We start from the raw sequence: 25836 nt of genomic DNA, 5'->3' as shown, positions 1-25836 counted from the left end.
TTTCGGATCGATGTGCTCGGCGCTGGCGCGCCGACCTGGTGGGTGCCGGCGCTGCCGGCACAAGGCGAACACAGTCGGGTGCGGCATGGCGCGCTTGCGCCTGCACCTGCGACTGCCAGGGGGGATGGACGCGAAGGGCAACGCCGCCGCATCCGGACGGGAACAGGATTCCCGGTTAGAAGCTTGGATTATAGCAAGTTAACAGCATTTGCACAAATGCATATAACATTCACCGCCGCAAGTGCGTGGGCGCGGCGACCGCCTTCCCGCCGGCCAGGCGATGCGGTACAATGTTGCAAGGGTGATCATACTGCTCCGGTATGACAGGATTTGCGCTGGTCGGGCCGCCACGCGGCTCGAACACGACCGCATGTCCACCTTTCACTTACTCATTGCCCAGTCACCCGCTTCCCGTCCGGGACCGCGCTCCACGTTTTTCAACGGGAGCCGTCATGGCGATTGACCTCCCGCTATCGGAAGCCTTCAAGGAATTCGCCGCGTCGGGCAAGGCCGGCGGCGCCGTGCTGATCTTCTGCACGCTCGCGTCGCTGGTGCTCGCCAATTCGCCGCTGGGCCATGCCTACCTCGACGTCTGGCATCTGCCGCTCGCCGGCCTGAGCATCGAAAACTGGATCAACGACGCCCTGATGGCCGTGTTCTTCCTGCTGATCGGGCTCGAACTGAAACGGGAGCTGCGCAACGGCGAGTTGTCGGACCTGAAGAATGCGACGCTGCCGATCGTGGCGGCCGCGGGCGGCATCGTCGTACCGGCATGCATTCATTTCAGCATGAACCACGGCACGCCGGCGCAGGCAGGCCTCGGCATCCCGATGGCGACCGACATCGCCTTCGCACTCGGCGTGCTCGCCCTGCTGGGCAATCGGGTGCCGGCGTCGCTGAAGATCTTCCTCACCGCGCTCGCTGTCATGGACGACCTGGGCGCCATCGTCGTGATCGCGCTGTTCTACACGGCGCAGCTGTCGATCGGTTATCTCGCCGCGGCGCTGGCCGTGTTCGTGCTGCTGGCGGGGCTGAACCGGCTGGGTCGCGTGAGGTCCCTGCCCCTCTACCTCGCCGGCGGTGCGCTGATGTGGTTCTTCATGCTGAAGTCGGGCGTGCACGCGACGATCGCCGGGGTGTTGCTGGCGTTCGCGCTGCCCGATGCGGCCACGCGCGACGCTCCCTCCCTGTCGGATCGCCTCGAACATGTCCTGCACAAGCCGGTCGCTTTCGCGATCCTGCCGATTTTCGCGCTCGCCAATACCGGCGTCGTCATCGGCCCCGGCTGGGCGCAGGCGCTGGTCTCGTCCAACAGTCTCGGCATCGTCCTCGGCCTGGCCGTCGGCAAGCCGGTCGGCATCGTGGCCGCCACTGCCGCGGCGGTCGCGACGGGCTTGTGCCGCCTGCCGTCCGACCTGGCCTGGCGCCACGTGCTGGGCGCCGGGCTGCTGGGCGGGATCGGCTTCACGATGTCGATCTTCATTACCAACCTCGCGTTCGGCGACCAGGCCGGCGTCGTCACCGCATCGAAGATGGCCATCCTGCTGGCGTCGCTGGCGTCCGGCCTGGCGGGATTCGCCTGGCTGAATTGGCACGGCGCGCCGCTGGCCGCCGGCGCGGATCGCGACACCAGCGCATGACCGGCGGCGGTCGCGCCGGGCTCACGGCGCGGCGTTGAAGCGGTGGCCGGGCACATCGGGCGCGACCTTCGCGAACGGGACGAATGCGCCGCCCGTTTCGATGAAGCGGTACGGGCCGTCCTCGAGCGAGACCACGCGGCCGCCGTCGTCGGCGCGCAGCAGTGCAGGCGGCGGCCCTTGGTGCCGACGAACCAGGCCAGCTGGTGGTCGGCATCCCACAGGACGCCCTCGCCCAACGTGGCCACGTCTTCCATTTCCACGCGCCCGGGGATGCACTGGCCGGCCAGGATGCGGGCCTCTTCATCCGGAACGCGCTCGCTGGTCATCCGCTGCGCGAACGGCGGCACGGCCGCGCGCACCGTGAGCGTCACGCTCAACGGCGTCGCGAGCAACGTCACCTTCCCGGTTACCGGCTCGTGGAACGACTACCAGCAGATGACCCTCTCGACCCCGCTCAACAGCGGCACGACCAATTCGGTCAGGATCCAGTCGGCCGGCCAGGACGGACCGAACATCGACGAGATCGGGACGCGCTGAGACGGCCCCGGTAACGGCAGGCGCCCACTTCAGTGAACCGCCCCCAAAAGCCGGACGCCGGCTTTTGGGGATTCGACCCAGCCATCAGTGGTGTCTGCAGGGGTCCTTACGCCTTATCCCGGCCACCGTGCACGATTTGCTTGCACGATCCTTACGTCGACGTGACGAATTAACAACTAAAAGCGGCTGGACCAATTGCCGTCTTTGTTAAACGGTGTAATTATCTTGTCGGACCAGTTCACGAGGCAGGTCCGACCAATTTTCAACGATGGAAGCTGGTCGACGCCCCAGGCCGTGCGGAATCCGCGCCGGCGCCTGGCACACGGCGACACAACCAATATAAAAAACCGGAGACCACGTTGAAACGTTCCAACCACTTCACGACCACGCGCCTGGCGCTGACTTCCATCGCCCTGGCGGCGTTGACCCTCGCCGACCAGGCCGGCGCCCAGGCCCAGGAGACGATGACCCGCGTCGAGATCACGGGTTCCTCGATCAAGCGGATCGCGACCGAGAACGCACTGCCCCTGACCACGTACAAGGCCGAGGAACTCGAGGCGCAAGGCCTGACGACGATGTCCGAAGTCGCGGTCTCGCTGGTGACCGCGTCGACCAACGAACCGGTCGGCGGCGGTGGCAGCGGCACCATGATCAACATGCGCGGCCTGAACACCAACCGCACCCTCGTGCTGTTGAACGGACGCCGCCTCCCGAACGAGGCGATCGGCGACAGCTCGATCAACGTCGACGTCGTGCCGATGAGCGCCGTCGAGCGCGTCGAGGTGCTGCGCGACGGCGCCTCCTCGATCTACGGCACCGACGCCATCGCCGGCGTCGTCAACTTCATCACCAGGCGCAGCTACACGGGCGCCAAGGTCGTCGCCGGCTACGTCGACCCCGAGCGCCACGGCGGTGGCCAGCAGCCGAAGCTTTCCGTCATCGGCGGCAAGGGCGACCTGCAGAAGGACGGCTGGAACGTCTATGCCGCCATCGATTCCCAGCGGCGCAACACGCTGATGCAGCGCGACCGCCCGAACATCTGGAACCCGCAGGACATCGTCGCCCTGGGCGGCACGGCGTTCTCCACCAACACCTCCGGCTCGTCCTCGGCGCCCGCCAATTTCACGGTCTATAACAAAGGCAAGGCCACCAGCACCACCGGCAACCCCTACTTCGCCACCGGCTGCACGAGCAATTACGACGCCCGGTACAGCCTGGCCTCGACCAAGGCCTCGGGCTCGGGCACCAAGACCTGCATCCTGGACCCGACCCTGTATCCGCAACTGCTGCCCGAGGCGATGCAGACCACCCTGATGACCAGGGCCTCGCTGCGCCATGGCGCCAGCGGCGTGCTGTCGGTCGAGCTACTGACGACCGAGTCGTATATCGACGCGCTCAACCCGCCGCAAGTGTTCGGCGCCCAGACCGACTACGACAAGCTCCATCCAGGCGTGCGCAAACCCTTGTTCATCCGCAGCGGCAGCAAGTGGTACCCGGGCGGCAGCGGCGGCGTGCCGGCCGTCGCCGGCGTGACCGGCCAGGACCTCGCGCTGACCTGGAGCATGGACGAACTCGGGCCGGCCGGCACCGACGACCGCCAGAACACCCACCGCATCGTCGTCAACGACGAAGGCGTGATCGGCGCATGGGACTACCGCGTGGGCTTCAACGCCGCGATGAGCCGCCGCCGGGTCGGCTGGAAGACGGGCTTCTCGTCCACCCCGGGGCTGTACGCGGGAGTCGAGAACGGCATCCTGAACCCGTTCGGCAAGCAGGACGAGGCCGGCCAGCAGTACCTCGACAGCATCAGCATGGACGGCCAGACCTATCGCAGCGCGCGCGTGCGCTACTTCGGCCCGGACTTCAATCTCTCGCGCTCCCTGATGGATCTGGGCGGCGGTGCGCTGGCGGTCGCCGTCGGCGGCGACCTGCACCGCGAGATGTACGAGGACAGCACCAGCATGGACGCCAACCTGGTCACGTACAAGGTCTCGGGCAGCCCCGGCGCCAGCCCGTCGGGGGCACGCACCGTGGCCGGCCTGTACGCCGAAGTCGATGCCCCGATCACCAAGGACATCGACCTGACCGGCGCCGTGCGCGTGGACCACTTCAGCGACTTCGGCTCGACGATCAACCCGAAGCTGAGCGTGCGCTGGGAAGCGCACAAGCAGGTGATGTTGCGTGCGACGGCCAGTACCGGCTTCCGCGCCCCTACCCTGCCGGAACTGTATGGCACCCCGCGCGTGAAAACCCCGTCGACCCAACGCTGGGACGACCCGCTGCTGTGCCCGAGCGCGACGCCGTCGCAGCCGAACACCGGCTCGGTGACCACCGATCCCCGGTACGCGGGCCTGAACCTCGACCCGGCAACCGTCTGCAACACGACGCTGCCGATCCTCACGGGCGCGAACCCGAGCCTCGATCCCGAGAAGTCGCGTACGTTCACCGCCGGCGTCGTGATCGAGCCGGTCAAGAACGCAATGGTCTCCTTCGACTTCTGGGACATCCGCATGAAGGGTACGATCGCGCAGCAGACCGAGGACACCATCTTCGGGGATGTGGCGAAGTACCAGAACCTGTTCGTGCGCCTGCCCGACGGGCGGCTGGACTACATCGTCGTCACCCGCCAGAACATGGGCGGCCTGCATACCCAGGGCATCGACACCAGCTTCAATTACCGTATCCCGACCGCGGCGATGGGCAAGTTCGGCATCGCCCTGGACGGCACCTACGTGCGCAAGTACGAGGGCCAGAACGATGCGGGCGGTCCATGGGAAGACAGCGTCGGCCAGCCCGGCGCGCTGGCGACCGGCTCGACCTCGGCCAATACCTACGTGTTCCGCTGGCGCCACAACCTGCGCTTCTCCTGGACCCTTGGCGGCTTCGGCGCGACGCTGACGCAGCAGTGGACCTCACACTACATCGACACCAATGCGCTGCCGACCCAGAAGCCCGGCCAGCCGTTCTACCACGTGATCTCGCCGTACAAGCTGTACAACCTGAGCACGAACTACAAGTTCAACAGGCACCTGAAAGTCACGTTCGGCATCAACAACCTGTTCGACGTCGATCCACCGCTATCGAACCAGCGCCTGTCGTCGCGCGTGGTGTTCGCCCAGAACATCGCCAAGCCGATCGGCCGCACCTGGGTTTATCGCGCCGAGTACACGTTCTGATCTTGCTGTATCAACCAGAAACAAAAAGGAGGAGAGATGAAAAGATTGTTATCCGCCTGGATCGGTACGCTGGTCCTCGCAAGCGGTTTGACGGCATGCGGCGGGGGGGCCCGGGACGACGGCTCCGCGAGCGGTACCAGGCTGTTATCGACGATGGGTTCGGTCTCGGCGTCGACGGTCCCGACCATTCATATGCTGGGCGACTCCACCATGACGGCCTATACGGAAGACCGCCGTCCGCAAATGGGATGGGGCGAAGCGATGCCCCAGTTTTTCGACGCCGGCGTCAAGGTCGACAATTGGGCCCTTGGCGGCCGCAGCTCGCGAAGTTTCTACTATGAGGCGACGCGCTGGCCCGCCATCCTGCCGAAAATCGCCGCGGGCGATTACGTCATCATCCAGTTTGCCCACAACGACCAGAAAGCCGGCGGCGATTACGCCCAGTTCGGCACCTATGCGTTCTGCAGCGACGGCTCGGGTAATGGCGAGGCCTGTACGGGCCGCCCGGACAAGGTCGATCCCACCGTCGATATTTCAGAGCACTCTTATTACCAGTTCCTGAAGAAATACGTCCTGCAGGTTCGCGCCAGAGGGGCGACGCCGATTCTGATGTCGCCGATCGTGCGCAAATATTTCAGCGGCACGACGATCACGCCGCAGGGCCAGCACAATGTCGGTATCACGGCAAACGAGGCCTATGCGCGCGGCGATTATGTCGCCGCGATGAAGGCGGTCGCCACCAGGTATGGCGTTGCTTTCGTCGACATCACCGCCGAGACCAAGAAGATCGTCGAAAGCTACGGCAACGCGGCGGCGACCGCAAACCTGTACATCGCTGCCGACAGCACTCACCCGCAAGTGCTTTTTGCGAACCTGATCGCCAAGCGCGCCGTCGAAGGCATGCGGGGGCTGAACATCCTTGCCAACCATATGGTGCCCGTCACCTCGCTCATTCCCAGTCCGGGCACGCTCGACTGGTCGACGCGCTACGTGGGCATGCCGACGACCAGGACGGTCACGCTGTCCGCATTCGACCTGATGCCGGCGCAGGGAACGATGACGATATCCGCCCCGGCCAATTTTGACCTGTCGCTCGATAACAGCGTCTGGTCGCGCAACGTGACCGTCGACTATACGAATGGCGCTTTTACACAAGCGCTGTATGTCCGTTTCACCCCGAGCGAAGCAAGGATTTACAGCGGCAGCGTCAGCTTTGCGATCGGCGGCGCCGCCCTGCCCACGACCATCGCCCTGCACGGACAAGGCGTATCGGCCGCCGGCGGCATCGCCTCGTATGCCAGCTGGTTCAAGGCCGGATTCGCATTGGCGCCGGCGACGGACGGCCTGGTGAGCGCGGACGACGCCGTCGTGCACGGACTGGCGGCGTCGACGGCCAAGGTCATCGCGGTGGATGGGCAGGACACGACGGTCGCCCGTTACGTGGCGAATTCCCCCACGCGCGACAACAACCAGTACCTGCAATTCGCCGTCCACGCCGGCACGGCGACGCTGTCCGTCGACACGATTTCCGCCTATCTCACCAGCAGCGGCGGTTCGACCGTGGTGGCCGACATCGAGTATTCGCTGAATCCGGACTTTTCCGGTTCGACCAGGCTGAATACCAGTCCGTTATCGTTTGTGAAGGATACGTTCACGGCGAAACTGAGCTACCCCGTCGTCGTTCAGGTTCCCCCGGCGGCAACCGTGTATGTCCGCGTCTATCCGTGGAATTCGGCTGGCGTCACCGGCAAGACGCTTGCCGTCTACGGTGTGACGGTGTCCGGCAGCGCGACCAGCAAACAGTCGACGCCCACTGTCGTCGACGCCACGTCCAGTTTCTCGCTGCTGCGTTCCGGCCTGGCCTGGAACCGTATCACGAACAAATACAGCGCGTCGATCACGCTGACCAACACCAGCGGCGCGACGCTCGACGGGCCGTTCCAGCTGGTCTTCGACAACCTCACGGCAGGCGTCACGCTCGACAATGCGAGCGGCGTGCGCGACGGGGCGCCTTATATCGCCATGACGGGCACGCCGATTGCCGCGGGCGCGTCGTTCACCGTGCCGCTCACCTACAGCAATCCCAACAAGATTGCGATCGGTTACACGAACACGATATTTGCCGGTACTTTTTGAGATCAGGATGCGGACCATGTTCAATTTGAAGACTCTCCTGGCGCAATGCTGCTGCGGGCTCGCCCTGCTCGCGAGCCATGCCGCCCACGCCGTTCCCACTTATCATGTCAGCATCGACACGGCCGGCCTGGCCGGCCACGGACTGATGGACTTCACCTTCCTCGCCAACGCCGGGGCGACGCCGGCAACCGCCGTGTTGAACAACTTCAGCGGCGCCTTCGGCGCGGCGTTCGACCGCACGCCCGGCGCCACCGGCGGCATTACGGACGGCATCGTCCTGGGCAACCAGAACGGCGGCGACTACCTGACCCAGTTCGTCGACCTGGGCGGCGTGTTCAGCTTCGACGTCCGCTTCGACGGCGATTTCGCCACCACCGAAAATATCGACGAATCGCAGTTCGACGCGACGCTCTACAACGACGACCTCACCGCCTACCTCGGCGGCACCGGCAGTTTCGCGGAATTCGTCCTCGTACCGCAGCTGGGCGGTATTCCGGGCACGGTCCTGGCGTCGTCCCCGACCGGACTGGCGAACGTCACCCAGGCTGCGCCAGTGCCCGAGCCGTCCTCACCGCTGCTGGCGCTGACCGCGCTCTGCATGCTGGGGTTCGTACGCGGCCGGCGTTCGTTCAACCGGCATCACTGAGAGCCCGGCGCCAGGTTCCACTCGACGTCGTCGGCCAGCGCGCCGGCCTGCGCCTCGATCCGGTTCGCACCCGGCGCCAGGCGCACCTGCCAGCGCGCGATGTGGCCGTCGACGGCCTTTTCGCCCAGGTCGACGCCGTTCACGCGCAGGCGCACGCCCGGCTGGTTGCTGTACACCTTGACCTCGACGTCGGCCACGGTGCGCCGCACCGCCCGGCGCGACGTGATGTACACCATCGGCTTCTTCGACCAGTTGGCCTGGTACCAGTAATACGCATCCTTCCTGACCTGGCGGTCCATGCTGACCAGGCCCTTGTCGTTGATGCCGGTCGCCGCGCCCTCGTTGCGGCCGCTGGACGCGAAATCGAAACCCGTCCACACGAAGGTCGCCCACAGCCACGGCGCCGCCTCGATCTGGCGCCACGCCGCTTCGTGGTACAGGGCCTGGTACTGCTCCGGATGCCAGCGGCTGTTGGCCACAGGACGGCGCGGCGGGTCTTCCTGCTGCTGCGCACTCGCACCGGCACCGTATTCGCTCAGCGCCTCGGGCGTGTGCGGGCGCAGTGCGTGATTGGACGCGAGGAACGGCGCGAGGTCGGCGAACTCCTTGTCGTACCAGCCGAAATACACATTCGACGCGATGGCATCCGTGTGCATCGCCTGCGGTCCGTCCAGCGGCGCGCAGCAGTTCGCGTACACGGTCGGCCGGCTCGGGTCCTCGTCGTGCACGAGCTTCTGCATCGCGTCGAGCAGGCGGCCGCTCACGTCGTCCACCTTGTAGATCTCGTTGCCGAGTCCCCAGACGAACACGGACGGATGATTGAAGTTCTGGCGCACGAGTTCGCGCGCCTGCTGGGCGGCGTTGGCGGCGAACGCCGCGCTTGCACCGACTTCCGACGTCAGCGGCAGCTCCGTCCACACCAGGATGCCGTTGCGGTCGGCCAGCGCGTAACTGTGCGCATTGTGCTGGTAGTGGGCGAAGCGCAGGCCCGTCACGCCGAGGTCTTCGAGGATGCGGTAGTCGGCATCGATGTCCGCGTCCGCCACTGCGGTGCCCTTGCCCGGCGCCCAGGTCAGGTGCACGTTGACGCCGTGGACGCGGTACGGACGACCGTTCAGCAACAGGCCGCGCTCCGGGTCGAGCCGCACGGTGCGCACGCCGACCTCGTCGTCCACGCGGTCGAGCGGCGCGCCGCCGGCCCGCGCCACGGTCACGTCGCTCGTGTACAGATACGGATCGTCGACGCCCTGCCACAGGTGCGGCGCGGCCAGCACGGCGTCCATGTCCGCCGGCGCGACGCCGTGCGCCGGCACGGCGACGGCCTGCCGCGNCGCAGGCGCGCCGTCACGACCACCCGCTCGGCCCGCGCGCGCTCGTTGGCCACGCGCGCGCGCCAGTGCAGGCGGGCCTGCTTGTCCGTCACGTCCGGCGTGCTGAAATAGACGCCCGGCCCGCCGGCATCCAGCATGTCGATGTGGACGTCGGACGTCGTCACGAGCCGCACGCTGCGATACAGCCCGCCGTACAGCGTGTAGTCGCCGCCGAGCGGCGCCACGTCCGGCTGGCGGGCGTTGTCGACCCGCACCGACAAGGCGTTGGCGCCCGGCTTCAGGTGCGCCGTGACGTCGAAGCGGAAGCGCGCGAACCCGCCTTCATGGCGGCCGATGTGCGCGCCGTTCAGCCAGACGTCGGTCGTCAGCGCGGCGCCGTCGAATTCGAGGTACACGCGCCCCGCCCTGGCGGCCGGTGCCACGATCGTGCGCCGATACCAGCCGGGCCCGCGGTACGGATGCGGCGTCGTGCCGTCGTCCGCGTTGAACGTGTGGGGCAGCGTTATCTTGGTCCAGCTGCCCGGCGCCGGCGCGACCGCGTCCGGCGCGTCGCCCTTGATAAATTCCCAGCCGTCGTCCAGCGCGACCGTGGCGCGCAGGGATGCGGCGGGGATCGGTGCCGCCGCGTGGGCGGCGGCCATCCAGGTGCTGGCCAGCGTCAGCGCGAGGAGCCGGCAGATGCGAATCGCGAAAGCGCGCATGCGAATATCCGATATAAAAAAAGGGCCCGCGAACGGGCCCTGGTGTTGAACAGGACGATCAGTGGTTATGCCGCGGCATGTCGTGCCCGACGCCGCGGTACGGCAGCGCGAGCTCCATGCAGGCGCCCGTGTGCAGCTGGCCGACGGTGGCGCGGTAGATCTGCTGCCACGGCGTCTGGTTCGGCGGGATCGCCGGCGGCGCGTCCTTGCGGCGCGCTTCCAGTTCGGCGTCGGCGATCAGCACGTCGCAGCGGCCCGTGTTCAGATCCACGCGCACGACGTCGCCCGTGCGCAGCAGCGCCAGGTTGCCGCCCGCCGCGCTTTCCGGCGACGCGTTCAGGATCGACGGGCTGTCCGACGTGCCGGACTGGCGGCCGTCGCCCAAGGTCGGCAGCGCCGTGATGCCCTTCTTGATCAGCGCATCGGGCGGCTGCATGTTGACGACTTCCGCCGAACCGGGCCAGCCCACCGGGCCGGAACCGCGGATCACGAGCATCGTGCGCTCGTCGATGTTCAGGGCCGGATCGTTGATGCGGTGGTGGTAATCGTCGGAACCGTCGAACACGACGACCTTGCATTCGAACGCGTTTTCCGAACCCGGTTCCGACAGGTAGCGCTGGCGGAACGATTCCGAGATCACGCTCGTCTTCATGATCGCGAAGTCGAACAGGTTGCCCTTGAGGACCATGAAGCCGGCCTTTTCCTTCAGCGGCGCGTCGAACGGGTAGATCATCTCGCGGTCGATGCTCTCGCGGCCGACGAGGTTCTCGGCCATCGTCCTGCCGGTGACGGTCGGGCGCTGCGAGCGCAGCATGCCCTTCTGCTCCAGCTCCCACATGATGGCGGGCGTGCCGCCGGCGCGGTGGTAACGCTCGCCGAGGTATTTGCCGGCCGGCTGCATGTTCAGCAGCAGCGGCACGTCGTAGCCGTATTCCATCCAGTCTTCGGTCGTGATCTCGACGCCGGCGTGGCGCGCCATCGCGACGATGTGCGGCTGGGCGTTGCTGGAACCGCCGATCGCGGCGTTGACGACGATGGCGTCGATGAACGCCTCGCGCGTGAGGATCTGCGACGGGCGCAGGTCTTCGAACGCCATGCCGACGATGCGCTTGCCCGTTTCGTATGCCATCTGGCCGCGCTCGCGGTACGGCGCCGGAATGGCCGAGCAGCCGGTCAGCGACATGCCCAGCGCTTCCGCGACGGCGTTCATCGTCGACGCCGTGCCCATCGTGTTGCAGTGGCCGGCGGATGGCGCCGACGCGGTCGCGATGTCGATGAATTTTTTCTCGTCGATCTCGCCCGCGGCCAGACGGCGGCGGCCCTTCCAGATCGCGGCGCCGGAGCCGACCAGTTCACCCTCGAACCAGCCGTCCAGCATCGGACCGCCGGACAGCACGATGGCGGGGATGTCGACGGTGGCGGCGGCCATCAGCTGGGCCGGCGTCGTCTTGTCGCAGCCGGTCGTCAGCACGACGGCGTCGATCGGGTAGCCGTGCAGGATCTCGACCAGGCCCAGGTACGCGAGGTTGCGGTCCAGCGCCGCGGTCGGGCGGCGGCAGTTCTCGAAGATCGGGTGCAGCGGGAATTCCATCGGGATGCCGCCGGCGTCGCGGATGCCGTCGCGCACGCGCTTGGCGAGGTCGAGGTGGATGCGGTTGCAGGGCGAGATGTCGCTGCCGCTCTGGGCGATGCCGATGATCGGCTTGCCGGAGCGGAGTTCCTCGGGCGTGATCCCGTAGTTCATGAAGCGCTCGAGGTACAGCGCCGTCATGTCGATGCGCTCCTCGTTGTCGAACCAGTCCTGCGACCGGAAGCGCTTCGGTTTGCTGTTCTGTTGTGTCATTCCGTATTACTCCTGCAGCGCCAGCACGTGGTGCGGCAATCCGGCCGTCTCGGCGCGGAAGGTGAACAGCGCGCCCGCGAGCGGCTGCTGGGCCAGTGCCTCGGCCGACAGGCCCTTGCGCGCCGACGTCGCGTACACGGTGCGCAGGTCGTCGCCGGCGAAGGCCAGCTTGGTGATGTTCGAGCACGGGAAGCGCACTTCCCCGACCTTGCGGCCGGCGGCGTCGCGGCGCTCGATGCGCCAGCCGCCGAACACCGCGATCCATACGTGGCCGTCGGCGTCGACCGCCATCCCGTCCGGATGGCCGCCGTCCGTGATGTCCGCGAACAGGCGCTTGTTCGACAGGCTGCCATCAAGCGCGAGATCGAAAGCATACACCCGTTTGTCCAGCGTGTCGGTGTGATACAGCGTGCGCCCGTCCGGGCTCACGGCCGGGCCGTTGGTGATGATGTAGCCGTCGTCCATGCGCACGACGTGCTTGCCGTCGAAGCGGTACAGCACGCCGGTCGGCTCGGCCTCGCCGTCGTCCATCGAACCGAACCACAGGCGCCCCTGCGCGTCCACGTGGCCGTCGTTGAAGCGGTTGCCGGGCACGTCGGCCTCGACCTTCGCGAACGGGACGAATTCGCCGCTCGTTTCGATGAAGCGGTACAGACCGTCCTCGAGCGAGACCACGAGGCCGCCGTCGTCGGCGCGCACGACGAAGCTCACCTGGCCGGGCGCCGCCCAGCTGCGGCGCGCGCTGCCGTCCGGCGCGCAGCAGTGCAGGCGGCGGCCCTTGATGTCGACGAACCAGACCAGCTGGTGGTCGGCATCCCACAGGACGCCCTCGCCCAGCGTGGCCTCGACTTCCCACAGCGGCGTGGGTACGGTGGCGATGCCGCTCATGCGCCGTACCAGCCCGCGTCGACGAAGTATTCGCGGCCGCTGATGTGGCGCGCGTTGTTCGATGCCAGGAACAGCGCCAGCGCGGCCACGTCTTCCATTTCCACGCGCTCGGGGATGCACTGGCCGGCCAGGATGCGGGCCTCTTCGTCCGGGTTGTGCCACAGCGCCTTCTGGCGCGGCGTCACGACGGCGCCCGGCACCACCGTGTTGGCGCGGATGCCGTGCGGGCCGAATTCGCGCGCCTGGCTGCGGGTCATGCCTTCGATGGCGGCCTTCGCCATCATGTACAGGCCCAGCTGGGTGTGCGGCAGGTGCCAGGAGATCGAACCGAAGTTCAGCAGCACGCCGTACTTGCGCTCCTTCATGCCCGGGATCACGGCCTGCGCGCAGAAGTACTGGTGGCGCAGGTTCACGTTCATGCGGCTTTCCCAGTACGCCGGCGTCACGTTCTCGATGTCGTGGCGGTCGTCGTTGGCGGCGTTGTTGAGCAGGATGTCGACGCCGCCCGCCTCTTTCTCGATGCGGGCGAAGGTGGCCTTCAGCTCGTCGATATTGGTCAGGTCGCACTTGATGAATCTGGGCGCGTGGCGCGAGTTCGCCAGCGCGGCTTCCAGCGTGCGCGACGCTTCCTCGGCGATGTCGAGGAAGTACACGCGGGCGCCCTGGCCGGCGAACGCCGTCGTCAGTTCGCTGCCGATGCCGCTGCCGCCGCCGGTGATCACGACCCGCTTGTCGGCGAGGTCCGGGTACGTCGCGTAGACGAATGCTTGGTTTTGTTCAGACATGTAGTTCTCGTTATATTCGGTTCAAAGCAGGCCGCGTTGGGCCAGGTTGGCGTACAGCGCGCGCACGCCGAAGGTCCACGGTGCGATCGCGTCGCTGCGGTGGACGGTGTTGACCAGGGTCCCCAGCGACGGCGTGGAGATGCTCACGCGGTCGCCCGGGTGGTGGGTGAAGCCGCCGCCTTGCGCATCGCGGTCCTTGATCGGCGAGAACATCGTGCCGAGGAAGAGCATGAAGCCGTCGGGGTACTGGTGGTGCTTGCCGCAGGTCTGGCTGACCAGGTCGAGCGGGTCGCGGCTGATCTCGCGCATGAAGCTGCGGCCTTCCAGCTCGAAGCCGTCGTCGACGCCCTCGATCAGCATGCGCACTTCCGCGCCGCGCAGCGTGTCGATATCGAAATCGCCGTCGAACAGGCGGATGAACGGCCCGATGGCGCAGGAACCGTTGTTGTCCTTCGCTTTACCGAGCAGCAGCGCGCTGCGGCCTTCGATGTCGCGCAGGTTGACGTCGTTGCCCAGCGTGGCGCCGACCACTTGCGCGCGGCTGTTCACGGCCAGGACGATTTCCGGTTCCGGGTTGTTCCAGTGCGAACTCGGATGCAGGCCGACGGCCGCGCCGTGGCCGACCGCCGACATCGGCTGCGACTTGGTGAACACTTCGGCGTCCGGGCCGATGCCCACTTCCATGTATTGCGACCACAGGCCGCGTTCCGACAGTTCGGCCTTCAGGCGCATCGCGGCCTCGCCGCCCGGTTCCAGCTCCGACAGGTTGGTGCCGATCGTTGCCTGCAGTTGCGCGCGCAGCGCATTGGCGCGGGCCGGGTCGCCCTTGGCCTGTTCCTCGATCACCCGCTCCAGCAGGCTGACGGCGAACGTCACGCCGCAGGCCTTGATCGCCTGCAGGTCGCACGGCGCCAGCAGGCGCACGGGTGCGCCGTCGTCGCCCTGCAGCGCGGCCGCGACCAGCGCGTTCACGTCGCCCAGGTCCTCGCCCTCCGCGCCGCGCACGATAGCGACGAGATCGTCGCGCTCGAGCAGTTCGGACACGGTCGGGACATGGCGGGTGATGTCGACCACGCGGCCCTTGCGCACGGCGACCACGGCGGGTCCCGCGGTGCCGTTGTCGTTCTGGGCGGCGCGCCAGACGCGGCCGACCATCAGGGCCTGGTCGAGGTCCTGGGGCAGCGGATTGGCTTGGATAGCTGTCATGTTGTTCTCTCTAGGTTTATGCCACCGTCAGCGTCGTTTTTTTCAGGTCGGCGCTGTTCGGTCCTGCGAAAATGGTGAACGTCCCCGGTTCCACGACGCGTTTCATGTCGGCGTTGTAGAACCACAGGTCGGAAGGCTTGATGTCGAACGTGACCGTGCGCTTTTCGCCCGGTTCGAGCGTCACGCGCTGGAAGCCCTTCAGTTCCAGCAGCGGGCGGGTGACCGAGCTGACGTCGTCGCGGATATACATCTGCACGACTTCGTCGCCGCGGACCGCGCCGGTGTTCTGCACGTCGACCTGCACGCGGGTGCTGCCGCTGGCCGCGATCCGCTCCTTCTCCAGGCGCGGCGCGGAAATCTCGAAGCGCGTGTACGACAGGCCGTAGCCGAACGGGTACAGCGGCGTCGTCACGTCGTCGATGTAGCCGCGGCGGCTGCTCGGCTTGCGGTTGTAGAACATGGGCAGCTGGCCGACGTCGCGCGCGATGGTCACGGGCAGCTTGCCGCCCGGGCTCACGCGGCCGAAGATCAGGTCGGCGACGGCATTGCCGGTCTCCTGTCCCATGTACCAGCATTCCAGCAGCGCGCCCGCGCGCTCGGCCAGCAGGTTCACGGACAGCGGACGGCCGTTCAGCAGCAGCACGACGGTCGGCTTGTTCAGCGCGAAGATGGCGCGCGCCAGGTCGTTCTGCTGGCCGATGAGGTCGAGCGTGGTGCGGTCGCCCAGGTGGTTGTCGGCCCAGGCCTCGCGCGCCGTCTGTTCGTTGTCGCCCAGGACCATGACGATGGTGTCGGCCGATTTCGCCGCTTCGACCGCCTCGGCGATCAGGCGCGCGTTGACTTCGGGCTTGGTCCACACGATCTCGTCCTGGCCCCACACGTGGCCTTCCGTCAGGCGCACGCCTTCGGCATACGCCAGCGGGAAGCCGTGGGCCTGCGCCTCTTTCTGCAACGCCTCGTAGACAGAGACGACGTGGCGCGGCTTGTCCGAATAGCCGCCGATCGGCGTGTCCTTCGCGTGCGTGCCGACCAGCAGCAGCCTGCCGACCTTCTGCGGCGCCAGCGGCAGCAGTCCCTGGTCGTTCTTCAGCAGCACGGCGGTGCGCTGGGCGGCCTTGCGCGCGAGCGCGATGGCTTCCGGCGTTGCCGTGCGGGCGTCGGCCTGGGCGGCGTCCGCGTACGGATTCTCGAACAGGCCGGCATCGAACTTCAGGCGCAGGATGCGGCGCACCACCGTGTCGATCTCGCGTTCCGTGATCTTGCCTTCCTTGACCAGTTGCGCCAGCGCCGCGTAGCCCGCGGGGTCCGGCGTCTCGATATCGACGCCCGCCTTGAACGCGCGCAGGCCCGCTTCCTGCACGGACGCGACCAGGTGGTGGCGGCTGCCCAGTTCGGCGATGGCCATGTAGTCGGACACGGTCAGGCCCTGGAAGCCCCATTCCTTGCGCAACACGTCCGTCAGCAGCCAGCGGTTGGCGTGCGACGGGATGCCGTCGATCTCGTTATACGACGGCATCACGGCCGCGATCTTCGTTTCCTTGATAATCTTTTCGAACGGCGGGAAGAAGTCCTCGCGCAGCGCGCGCTCGCCCACGTTGGCCGGGCCGATGTTGGTGCCGCTTTCCGGCTGGCCGTGACCCGTCATGTGCTTCAGCGTGGCGTAGACCTTGTCCTTGGCCAGCGGCAGCGTGTCGCCGGAGAAGCCCAGCACGGCGGCCTTGCCCATGGTGCCGCACACGTGCGGATCTTCGCCATAGGTCTCCTCGATGCGGCCCCAGCGCGGCTCGCGCGCCACGTCGACGACCGGGGCCAGCGCCAGGTTGGCGCCGCGCGCGCGCATTTCCTTCGCGGCGAACGAGAAGATCTGCTGCACCAGCTCCGGGTCGAACGTGGAGGCCAGGCCGATCGCCTGCGGGAAGCTGGTCGCCTCCGGCGCCACGTAGCCGTGCAGCGATTCCTCGTGCATGAAGGCGGGGATGCCCAGGCGCGTCTGTTCCAGCGCCCACTTCTGGACGGCGTTCACGTATTCCGCCGTTTCCTTCGGACCGCGGTTGCCGACGGCGCCGGAGTTGCCGGCGTTGTTGTCGGCGCCGACCTGGCGGTCGGACGGGCGCGCGAACATGCCCATGCCGTTCGGGTGCACGCGGCTCGCCTTCTCGTGCGAAAAACTCGTGTCCGGATTCTGCAGGTCCTTCTTGGTCAGCCACACGCACTGCATCTGCGCGATCTTTTCGTCGAGCGTCATGCGCCCCAGCAGATCCTCCACGCGCGCCGCGACGGGCGCGCCTGCCTGCTTGTACACCGCCGCGCCACCCTTCACGGCCTTCGCCGCCATCGCGCCCGGCACGACGGCCATGCCGGCCGCACCGCCCACGGTGGCCAGAAACTCCCTGCGTTTGATACCCATCGACTTGTGTCTCCTGCTTGTTTTTGTAGGTGCCGCCGTCGGCGCCGGCGGACTGGTTTGCCTGGCATGCGCTCAACATTCCAATAACAGAAATGTTACCGCAACCATTCCAGTCTAATCGGCAAATTTAGGCCTTGTCAATCAATTATTCGGAAGATGTCCGTCAGAGGCGACGTGACGGGTGCAATACAGGCGCCCGGGGACCCGCGCGATGGCAGAATCGGGTGGGAATGCGGCGAAACGGGATGTTAGCGTGAACAAGCGGCAACGCCCGAGCGGGCGCGGCGCATCATGCGGAATGGGTGAGGAAGGAGACGGGCCGGCGCCGCCGGCCCGGAAAATCAGCCGGCGCGCTTGCCGGCGGCCAGCGGCAGCAGCGCCGACGGGCGGGTGCGCGGCGCGGCGTCGGACTGGCGGCGCACCAGCTCGAAGTCCATGCGCACCTGTTCCGGCTCCGCGGCCTCGCCTTCGCGCAGCGCGCGCACGCGGCGCACGAGCGACTGCACGGCTTCGCGCGCCATGCCGGCGATGGGCTGGCGCACCGTCGTCAGCTCCGGCCAGATGGTGGTGGCCAGGGCCGTGTCGTCGAAGCCGGTGACGGTGAGGTCGCCCGGCACGTCGAGCCCCAGGCGGTGCGCGACGGCGACGGCGGCCGCCGCCATGTCGTCGTTGCTGGCGAAGATGGCGGTGGGGCGCTCTTCCAGCGCCAGCAGGTGTTCCGCGGCGTCGAGGCCGGAGCGGTAGGTGAACATGCCCTGCACGATGAGCTCTTCGGACGCGTCCGCGCCCTGCTCCGCGATCGCCGCGCGATAGCCTTCGAGGCGGCGCGCGCTGGCCGTCTGGTTCGGATGGCCGACGACGAAGCCGATGCGGTGGTGCCCCAGGTTGATCATGTGGCGCGTCATCGCGTGGGCCGCCTCGAAGTCGTCGATGCTGACGGCGCCGACGCGGCTGTCCGGCAGGCCGCAGGCCACCACGACGGCGGGGATGTTCGCGTCCGCGATGGCGGCAAGGACCTCTTCGCTGTCGCACAGGGGCGGCGGCAGGATGATGCCGTCCAGGCCATTCTCGACGAGGCGCCGGGTCTGCTCCGCCTCGTGCTCGCCGGCCTCGCATTTTTCGACGAACAGCTGGACGTTGTTCAGGCCGGACTGGCTCAGCAGGCCGACGAGGAACTCGCTCAGGTAGGCCGCGCTCGGGTTACTGTACAAGAAGCCGACGCGGATCGGCTTGGAACCGGCGAGATTGCGCGCTTCCTGGTTCGGCGTGTAGTTCAGCGCAGCCACGGCTTCCGCGACCTTGCGCCGCGTGCTTTCGCGCACGAGGCCCTTGCCGTTCATGACGCGCGACACCGTCATCGCGGACACGCCGGCGAGCTTGGCCACGTCGGCCATCGTCGGCTGACCCCGGCGTTCCGCCTCTTCCTGGACGGACTCTACTTTGGCTTTGGTCATGTTCTCCCGGTTCCCCATCCTTTTGTTTGCGCTATCTTAACACTTCACAGGCACGCAAGGATAGCTGTAAAGATAGACGTAAACACCCAGAAATCGATTTCCCATTTCGAAAGTTTGCGCTAACATTCCTGCGCCGGACGGGCCGCCGCATCCGGCAACCATAAATACAACGGAGACTACGATGCAGCATTTCCTGCGCCATGCCCGCGCATGGCTGACGGCGGCGCTCGCGCTGACCGCCCTCCTCGGGCTGTCCTGCGCCCACCTCGCCCATGCCGCCGACGAAGACGGCTACGACCTGTGGCTGCGTTACCGCCCCCTTCCCCCCGCCGCGCAGGCCGCGCTGGCGGCGTCCGCCACCGGCATCGTCGCGCCGGACGACGCCCCGACCGTCCACGCGGCGGCGAACGAACTGCGGCGCGGCCTGGCGGGCATGCTCGGGCGCGCGCAGGACGCGATACCGTCCGCCACGCAGCCGCGTGCCGGCGCCATCGTCCTCGCCCGCGCCGCCCTGCCGGCCGGCCTGCGCGAGGCGGATGCGGTGCGCCGCGAGCTCGCCACGCTCGGCGCCGAAGGCTATGTCGTGCGTCCGGCGCACATCGGAGGCGCCCCCGTCACCCTGGTCGCCGCCAACACGGACATCGGCCTCCTGTACGGCAGCTTCGCATGGCTGCGCCAGTTGCAGCTCGGCGTCGCACCGGCCCGTATCGCGCTCGTCGACAAGCCGGCGTTGCCGCTGCGTGTGCTGGACCACTGGGACAATCTGGACCGCACCGTCGAACGCGGCTACGCGGGCGAATCGATCTGGAACTGGTGGGAGCTCCCCAACATCGTCGACCCGCGCTACACCGACTACGCGCGCGCCAACGCGTCGCTGGGCATCAACGGCACGGTCCTGAACAACGTCAACGCGAAGGCGGAGGTATTGAGCCCCGCGTTCATCGCCAAGACGGCCGCCATCGCCGACGTGCTGCGGCCATACGGCATCCGCGTGTACCTGTCGGTGCGCTGGTCGACGCCGCTGGAACTCAAGGAGACGAAGACGGCCGACCCGCTCGATCCGGCGGTCGCCGCCTGGTGGGCGCGCAAGGCCGACGAGATCTACCGCAGCATTCCCGACTTCGGCGGTTTCCTCGTCAAGGCCAATTCGGAGGGCCAGCCCGGCCCGCAGGACTATGGCCGCAACCACGCGGACGGCGCCAACATGCTGGCGCGCGCCCTCGCGCCGCACAAGGGCATCGTCATGTGGCGCGCCTTCGTCTACAGCCCGCCGGCGCAACCGAACCAGGTCAGCGACCGCGCCGCGCAGGCCTACGACCAGTTCAAGCCGCTGGACGGGAAGTTCGACAGGAACGTGCTCGTGCAGGTGAAGAACGGCGCCATCGACTTCCAGCCGCGCGAACCGGCGCACCCGCTGTTCGGCGCCATGCCGGCCACGCCGCTGATGATGGAATTCCAGGTGACGAAGGAATACCTCGGCTTCGCCACGCACCTCGTCTATCTCGGCGCCCTGTTCCAGGAAACGCTGCGCTTCGACACCCGCGCCGGCAACAAGCCGATGACGGTCGCGCGCGTGCTGGAAGGCGCACAGGCCGGCCGCGTGGGCGGCATCGCCGGCGTCGCGAACATCGGCAGCAGCCGTAACTGGACGGGCTCCACGTTCGACCAGGCCAACTGGTACGCCTACGGCCGCCTCGCCTGGAACCCGGACCTCGACAGCCGCGCCATCGCGCGCGAATGGGCCGGCCAGACGTTCGCGCCGGACGCGCGCGTGGTCGATCCGGTCGTCGACATGATGATGCGGTCGCGCGAAGCGGCCGTCGACTACATGACGCCCCTCGGCCTGCACCACATGATGGGCACCGGCCACCACTACGGCCCCGCGCCGTGGGTCGACGACCTGGCGCGGGCGGACTGGAACCCCGTGTATTACCACCGTGCGGGCAAGGACGGCATCGGCTTCGACCGCACGGCCACGGGCAGCAATGCCGTGGCCCAGTATGCGCCGGAAGTCGCGCGCCGCTTCTCCGACCCGGCCACGACGCCGCCCGAACTGCTGCTGTGGTTCCACCACCTGCCGTGGGACTACCGCATGCCGTCCGGCCGCACCCTGTGGGACGAGCTGGTCGCGCACTACGACCACGGCGTGGCCGAGGTGGATGCGATGCAGGCCGAGTGGCAGCGCCTGCGCCCGTTCGTCGATGCGCGCCGCTTCGCCGACGTCGCCCAGCGCCTGGCCCAGCAGCGCCGCGAAGCGCAGTGGTGGCGCGACGCGTGCATCGCCTACTTCCAGCACCAGTCCGGCCTGCCGCTGCCGGCCGGCGTGCGCGCGCCGGCGCAATCGCTCGACTATTACCGCAAGCTCGAATTCCCGTTCGCGCCCGGCCACGGATAAACACGCAATTGCCACCGTCATACCACCACACAAAACAGAAGGACTACACAGAATGACATCGAGACGAGAGATCATCAAGGCGCTCGCCGGCGCCGCCCTGCTGCCGGCCGCGGCGCCCCTCGCGCGCGCGCAGGGGCCCGCGGGCGAGACGCTGAAGGACGCCGCCGCGCACAAGGGCATGCGCTTCGGCACCGCCATCAGCCACGGGCGCAACCAGTTCGGCGACCCGGCCTACCGCGCCCTCGTCGAACGCGAATGCAACCTGATCGTCCTGGAAAACGAGATGAAGTGGCAGGCCGTGGAGCCGGCGCCGGGCAAGCCGAACTTCGGCGCGGCCGACGACGTGATCGCGTGGGCGAAGGACAAGGGCATCGCCGTACGCGGCCACAACCTGTTCTGGCAGGCGGAAAAATGGCTGCCGGCGTGGGTCGCCAAGCAGAACTTCGGCGCCCAGCCGGGCAAGGCCGTCGAGCAGCTGATGCGCACGCATGTGAGCACCGTGTGCGGCCACTTCGGCAAGGCGATCAAGAGCTGGGACGTCGTCAACGAAGCCGTCGACCCGGCCGACGGCAAGCTGCGCCAGAACGCGCTCACGCGGCCGCTGGGCGCCGTCGAACAGATCGACCTCGCATTCCGCCTGGCGCGCGAATACGCGCCGCAGGCGCAGCTGGTCTACAACGACTACATGCGCGGCGACGCCGGCAGCGCGCGCCATCGCGCGGGCGTCCTGTCCCTGCTCGCCGAACTGAAAAAGCGCGGCACGCCGGTGGGCGCTCTGGGCTTGCAGAGCCACATCGGCTCGTGGGATGAAACGGACCGCGGCCGTGCGGACCTCGTGGAATGGCGCAAATTCCTCGACGAGGCGAGCGCGATGGGCTACGACCTCCTGATCACGGAGCTGGACGTGAACGACCGCCGCCTGCCGGGCGACATCGCCAAACGCGACGCCGGCGTGGCCGCCGCGACCCGGGACTACCTGGACGTGACGCTGTCCTACCCGCGCCTGCGCGACATCCTCGTGTGGGGCCTGGCCGACAACGTCAGCTGGCTCCAGACCTGGGACGAGGCGCCGCGCAAGGACAAGCTGCCGATGCGCCCGACGCCGTTCGACGACCACCTCAAGGCCAAGCCAATGCGCCAGGCCATCATCGACGCGATCAAGGCGGCGCCGGCGCGCCGGGCCTGAGCGGCGCGATATCGGTTTTGGGATCGGTCGGCACAAACAAGTGATTGGTGCGCCGGCCGATCCGTCCCTATACTCGCGCGAACCCTTTCAACCACCTGACCTGCCAATGGATTCCAACCGCCGCCGCCTGCTCTCCGCTTCCCTCGCCACCGCCGCCGTCGCGAGCCTGCCCTCCATCGGCGCCGCCGCGTCCAGGACCGCGCCATCCGGCGCGGGTCTCGCGCCCACGCCGCCCATGGGCTGGAACAGCTGGAACTCGTTCGCCACGACGATCACCGAAGCGCAGACGCTGGAAACCGCGGACATCATGGCCGCCAAGCTGCTGCCGTTCGGGTACAACGTGCTCACCGTGGACATCCAGTGGTACGAGCCGAACGCGACCAGCTATGAATACCGCAAGGATGCCGAGCTGACGATGGACCAGTACGGCCGGCTGCTGCCCGCGCCGAACCGGTTCCCGTCCGCCCGCGACGGTGCGGGCTTCAGGAAGCTCGCCGACCAGATCCACGCGCGCGGCATGAAGTTCGGCATCCACGTCATGCGCGGCATCCCGCGCCAGGCCGTGCGCCTGAACACGCCGATCCTCGGCACGAACCTGCACGCGCGCGACATCGCCGACACCGAATCGATCTGCGCGTGGAACGGCGACATGTACGGCGTCGACATGACGAAGCCGGGCGCGCAGGCCTATTACGACTCGGTGTTCAAGCAGTTCGCGGCGTGGGGCGTCGACTTCGTCAAGATGGACGACATGTCGCGCCCGTACGAAAAGAACTGGCGCGAGATCGAGGGCGCGCACAAGGCCATCGTGGCCAGCGGCCGCCCGATCGTCCTGTCGCTGTCGCCGGGCGAGACCGACCTGCGCTGGGCCAGCCACGTGCCGCACTACGCGCAGATGTGGCGCATCTCGGACGACTTCTGGGACGAGTGGCGCCTGCTCGCCGAACAGTTCCAGCGCCTGGAAAACTGGAACCCGACCATGCGCGAGAACGCGTGGCCCGACGCCGACATGCTGCCGCTCGGCCGTCTCGCGCTCGGCGCGCGCGACACCAAGTTCACGCCCGACGAGCAGCAGACCCTGATGACCCTGTGGAGCATCGCCCGCTCGCCGCTGATCATGGGCGGCGACCTGCGCCACCTGGACGCGAAGACGCTCGCGCTGCTGACGAACCCGGAGGTGCTGGCCGTGAACCAGCGCAGCCGCGAGAACCGTCCGCACCGCGCGGATGCCGGCACGCGCATCTGGAGCGCGCGGCCCGTGGACAAGCGCGGCCTGCAGTACCTGGCGCTGTTCAACACGGCCGATGCGCCGGCCGACATCGTGTTCGACCTGTCGCGCCTCGACCTGGGCGACCGCACCGTGGGCGTGCGCGATCTGTGGGCGCGGCGCGACATGGGCAAGGTCAAGGGCGCGATCCGCGCGACCTTGCCGCCGCACGGGTCGACGCTGCTGGGCATCACGGCTTGAGTGACAAAGGGTGGATATCCGCGCCGCATGAGCGTGGGAGAATAGCGACGGTATAAAAATTAGAACATGATGGCTGCGCGGGACACCGTCCCCTGATAAGATCACCCGGCCATCACCGTTCCGTCCGTCGACTCATGAGATTCCACCCGCTCACCGGCGAGTTCGCGCTGCCCGCGAACGAAGCCGCGTTCCTCGTCCACAAACTGCCGCAGACCCGCGCCCTGCTCGGGTTCACGCTCGTGTTCTGCACGGTATTCTACCTGGCGTTCGCCGTCTCGGACCTGACCGCGCTGGGCTACGGTCCGGGCTTCGTGCGGTTGTGCGCCGCGCGCGCGGTCGTCGCCGCGACGGCCGGCACCTGCGCGTGGCTCGCCTACCGCCGGCCGCTCTCCGTCGCCGCGACGCGCAGCGCGGCGTCCGCCGCGGAAGCCGTCGCGCTGGCGTGCTTCATGTTCATCGCGGTGCAGCGGCCCGGCGAATTCCACTGGCACGCGATGTCGCTGGCGATCATGCTGATCGTGATCTACCTGTACATCCCGAACAGTTTCGCGGGCGCCCTCGCGCTGACCTCGATCGCGACGGTCGCGTTTCTGGGCCTGGCCTTGAAATACGGGCGGCTGACGGCGGCCGACGTCGTCACGATGATCATGCTGCTGGTGCTGGCGAACGCCTTCGGCGCGCTCGCGGCGCGGCGCTTCAACCAGGTGTCGCGCGAGGAATACCAGGCGCGCGCGCAACTGCAGCATGCGGCCGCGCGCGACCACCTCACGGGCTGCTTCAACCGGCGCCACCTGCACGACAACCTGATGCGGCCCGGCCAGGTGCGCACGCCGCACGGCGGCGGCCTGGTGACGGTCGTCATGTGCGACATCGACAATTTCAAGCGCATCAACGACACCTACGGCCACGCCAGCGGCGATGCCGTGCTGCGCACGTTCGCCGAACTGCTGACGCAAATGACGCGCGACGGCGTGGACAGCGTCGTGCGCTACGGCGGCGAGGAATTCCTCGCCATCCTGCCCGACACGGATCTCGACGGCGGCATCGGCCTCGCCGAGCGCCTGCGCACGCGTTTCGCCGGCACGAGCGTCGCAACGGACGATGGCACGGCGCAGGTCCGTACGACCGCCAGCTTCGGCGTCGCCTGCGCCGACCTCACGGCCGGCGCAGGCGACAACGTCGTGCGCGACCTCATCGCCGCGGCCGACAAGCTGATGTACGACGCCAAGCGCGGTGGACGCGACCGCGTGCACGCGCGCTGCGTCTGCGACGGCGGCGCGGGCCGGGCCGCGCCGCTCCGCGCCGCATCCGTCAGTAGGCGGTGACGGAGAAATTCCGTGCGGCGTAATCCATGCCGCTCGACGACGACGTGATCTCGAAGCCGTACTGGACGTCGCCGACGGTGACGTTGCCCATCCAGCCGAGGTTCTGCAGATAGCGCATGATGGCCAGGACGTCGACGGTCGTGTTGTTGGTCTTCGACGTGCGCAGGAACGAGAACACCATGTTGCCGCCGTTATTGCCGCGATAGACGTTCCACGTGGCGCCGCCGACGTTCACGTTCGTGTACACCGGGATCGCACAACCTTGCGCCGTCCAGTTGTACGAGACCGGCTTGACGTTGCCGCAGCCGGCCGACGTGCCCGTGTAATTCAGCCACAGCATGATCTCGTTGGCGTGGTTCGAGTCCCAGATGTCGTACGTCGATTCCCATGCGCCGCCGGACGGCGTCGTGGCCGACACGACGGACGTCAGGCGCGACAGCGAACTCAATGACTTGCCGACGTAGTAGCCGATATGCGGATAGGACTTGATGCCGCCGGTGTTCGGCTGGTTCGACCACACGCCCCAGTCGGTGGGCGAGTTGGCCCACAGCGTCTGCGGACCGGCCCCCGCGCCCCACACGTCGTTGTTGAAGCTGTACGCGCCCATCGTGGTCGACCCGTACTGCGCGGAAGTCGCCCAGGTTGCCGCTTGCGCCGGGGCGGCCAGGATGGCTGCAAGTACTACTGCGGACATGCAAAATGTCTTCTTCAT

Annotated in this window: 18 protein-coding genes; 9 read left to right on the top strand and 9 right to left on the bottom strand. The window is 67.6% G+C overall.

All coding sequences use genetic code 11. The features are described 5' to 3' along the window. The first annotated feature begins 452 nt into the window (after positions 1-452). The 5 genes from nhaA (at position 453) to ASC93_RS16120 (ending at position 8135) form a co-directional block, all read left to right on the top strand. A complete protein-coding gene (nhaA, locus tag ASC93_RS16140; RefSeq protein ID WP_056444160.1) occupies positions 453-1640 on the top strand; it encodes a Na+/H+ antiporter NhaA in 1188 nt (395 codons plus the stop codon). Between the two features lie 288 nt (positions 1641-1928). Then, the gene (locus tag ASC93_RS16135; protein ID WP_162251905.1) at positions 1929-2177 is read left to right on the top strand and encodes a carbohydrate-binding protein; all 249 of its coding nucleotides are present in this window, start codon (positions 1929-1931) and stop codon (positions 2175-2177) included. A 359-nt stretch (positions 2178-2536) separates the two neighbouring features. Next, complete coding sequence (locus ASC93_RS16130; protein ID WP_056444148.1) at positions 2537-5353, top strand: TonB-dependent siderophore receptor; 2817 nt, start codon at positions 2537-2539, stop codon at positions 5351-5353. Between the two features lie 36 nt (positions 5354-5389). Next, on the top strand, positions 5390-7489 hold the full coding sequence (locus ASC93_RS16125) for a rhamnogalacturonan acetylesterase (RefSeq protein WP_082548093.1): 2100 nt from the start codon (positions 5390-5392) through the stop codon (positions 7487-7489). 16 nt (positions 7490-7505) lie between these two features. Then, positions 7506-8135 carry an NF038129 family PEP-CTERM protein gene (locus tag ASC93_RS16120; RefSeq protein ID WP_056444141.1) on the top strand — a complete coding sequence of 210 codons (630 nt, stop codon included), beginning with the start codon at positions 7506-7508 and terminating at the stop codon, positions 8133-8135. Here the strand turns inward: ASC93_RS16120 and ASC93_RS32845 are convergent. The 8 genes from ASC93_RS32845 to ASC93_RS16080 all read right to left on the bottom strand — a co-directional run bounded on the left by ASC93_RS32845 (position 8129) and on the right by ASC93_RS16080 (position 18750). After that, complete coding sequence (locus ASC93_RS32845) at positions 8129-9418, bottom strand: glycoside hydrolase family 2 TIM barrel-domain containing protein (RefSeq protein WP_368854538.1); 1290 nt, start codon at positions 9416-9418, stop codon at positions 8129-8131. The genes ASC93_RS16120 and ASC93_RS32845 overlap by 7 nt on opposite strands. A 48-nt stretch (positions 9419-9466) precedes the next feature. Then, positions 9467-10107, bottom strand: a 641-nt coding sequence (locus ASC93_RS32840) for a sugar-binding domain-containing protein (protein WP_368854537.1), incomplete at its 3' end; no start/stop codon positions are given. Between the two features lie 118 nt (positions 10108-10225). Beyond that, entirely contained in the window at positions 10226-12010 is a 1785-nt protein-coding gene (locus ASC93_RS16105; protein ID WP_056444132.1) for an IlvD/Edd family dehydratase, read from the bottom strand. Between the two features lie 6 nt (positions 12011-12016). Further along, complete coding sequence (locus tag ASC93_RS16100) at positions 12017-12898, bottom strand: SMP-30/gluconolactonase/LRE family protein (protein ID WP_056444129.1); 882 nt, start codon at positions 12896-12898, stop codon at positions 12017-12019. Continuing rightward, positions 12895-13683: an SDR family NAD(P)-dependent oxidoreductase gene (locus ASC93_RS16095; protein WP_056444125.1), complete on the bottom strand. Its 789-nt coding sequence runs from the start codon at positions 13681-13683 to the stop codon at positions 12895-12897. Before ASC93_RS16095 ends, ASC93_RS16100 begins: the two co-directional genes overlap by 4 nt. Before the next feature lie 21 nt (positions 13684-13704). Then, on the bottom strand, positions 13705-14889 hold the full coding sequence (locus tag ASC93_RS16090) for a fumarylacetoacetate hydrolase family protein (RefSeq protein WP_056444122.1): 1185 nt from the start codon (positions 14887-14889) through the stop codon (positions 13705-13707). Positions 14890-14905: 16 nt separating this feature from the next. Further along, on the bottom strand, positions 14906-17296 hold the full coding sequence (locus tag ASC93_RS16085) for a glycoside hydrolase family 3 N-terminal domain-containing protein (protein WP_056444119.1): 2391 nt from the start codon (positions 17294-17296) through the stop codon (positions 14906-14908). Positions 17297-17637: 341 nt separating this feature from the next. Further along, on the bottom strand, positions 17638-18750 hold the full coding sequence (locus ASC93_RS16080; RefSeq protein WP_056444116.1) for a LacI family DNA-binding transcriptional regulator: 1113 nt from the start codon (positions 18748-18750) through the stop codon (positions 17638-17640). 181 nt (positions 18751-18931) lie between these two features. Between ASC93_RS16080 and ASC93_RS16075 the strand changes: the two genes are divergently transcribed. From ASC93_RS16075 to ASC93_RS16060, 4 genes are all read left to right on the top strand, one after another. Next, positions 18932-21145 (top strand): alpha-glucuronidase family glycosyl hydrolase, encoded by a 2214-nt coding sequence (locus ASC93_RS16075; RefSeq protein WP_056444113.1) that lies wholly within the window; start codon positions 18932-18934, stop codon positions 21143-21145. Between the two features lie 52 nt (positions 21146-21197). Continuing rightward, the gene (locus tag ASC93_RS16070; protein ID WP_056444111.1) at positions 21198-22331 is read left to right on the top strand and encodes an endo-1,4-beta-xylanase; all 1134 of its coding nucleotides are present in this window, start codon (positions 21198-21200) and stop codon (positions 22329-22331) included. 106 nt (positions 22332-22437) lie between these two features. Beyond that, on the top strand, positions 22438-23799 hold the full coding sequence (locus tag ASC93_RS16065) for a glycoside hydrolase family 27 protein (protein ID WP_056444108.1): 1362 nt from the start codon (positions 22438-22440) through the stop codon (positions 23797-23799). A 134-nt stretch (positions 23800-23933) separates the two neighbouring features. Beyond that, entirely contained in the window at positions 23934-25124 is a 1191-nt protein-coding gene (locus ASC93_RS16060; protein ID WP_082548092.1) for a GGDEF domain-containing protein, read from the top strand. Here ASC93_RS16060 and ASC93_RS16055 read toward each other — a convergent pair. Continuing rightward, positions 25111-25836 carry a glycosyl hydrolase gene (locus tag ASC93_RS16055; protein ID WP_056444105.1) on the bottom strand — a complete coding sequence of 242 codons (726 nt, stop codon included), beginning with the start codon at positions 25834-25836 and terminating at the stop codon, positions 25111-25113. The genes ASC93_RS16060 and ASC93_RS16055 overlap by 14 nt on opposite strands.

It is taken from the genome of Massilia sp. Root335, from assembly GCF_001425685.1.
GTDB classification, from domain to species: Bacteria; Pseudomonadota; Gammaproteobacteria; order Burkholderiales; family Burkholderiaceae_D; genus Telluria; species Telluria luteola.
The sequence above is the reverse complement of the archived record's forward strand: the minus strand, read 5'-3'. Positions and strand labels throughout refer to the sequence as shown.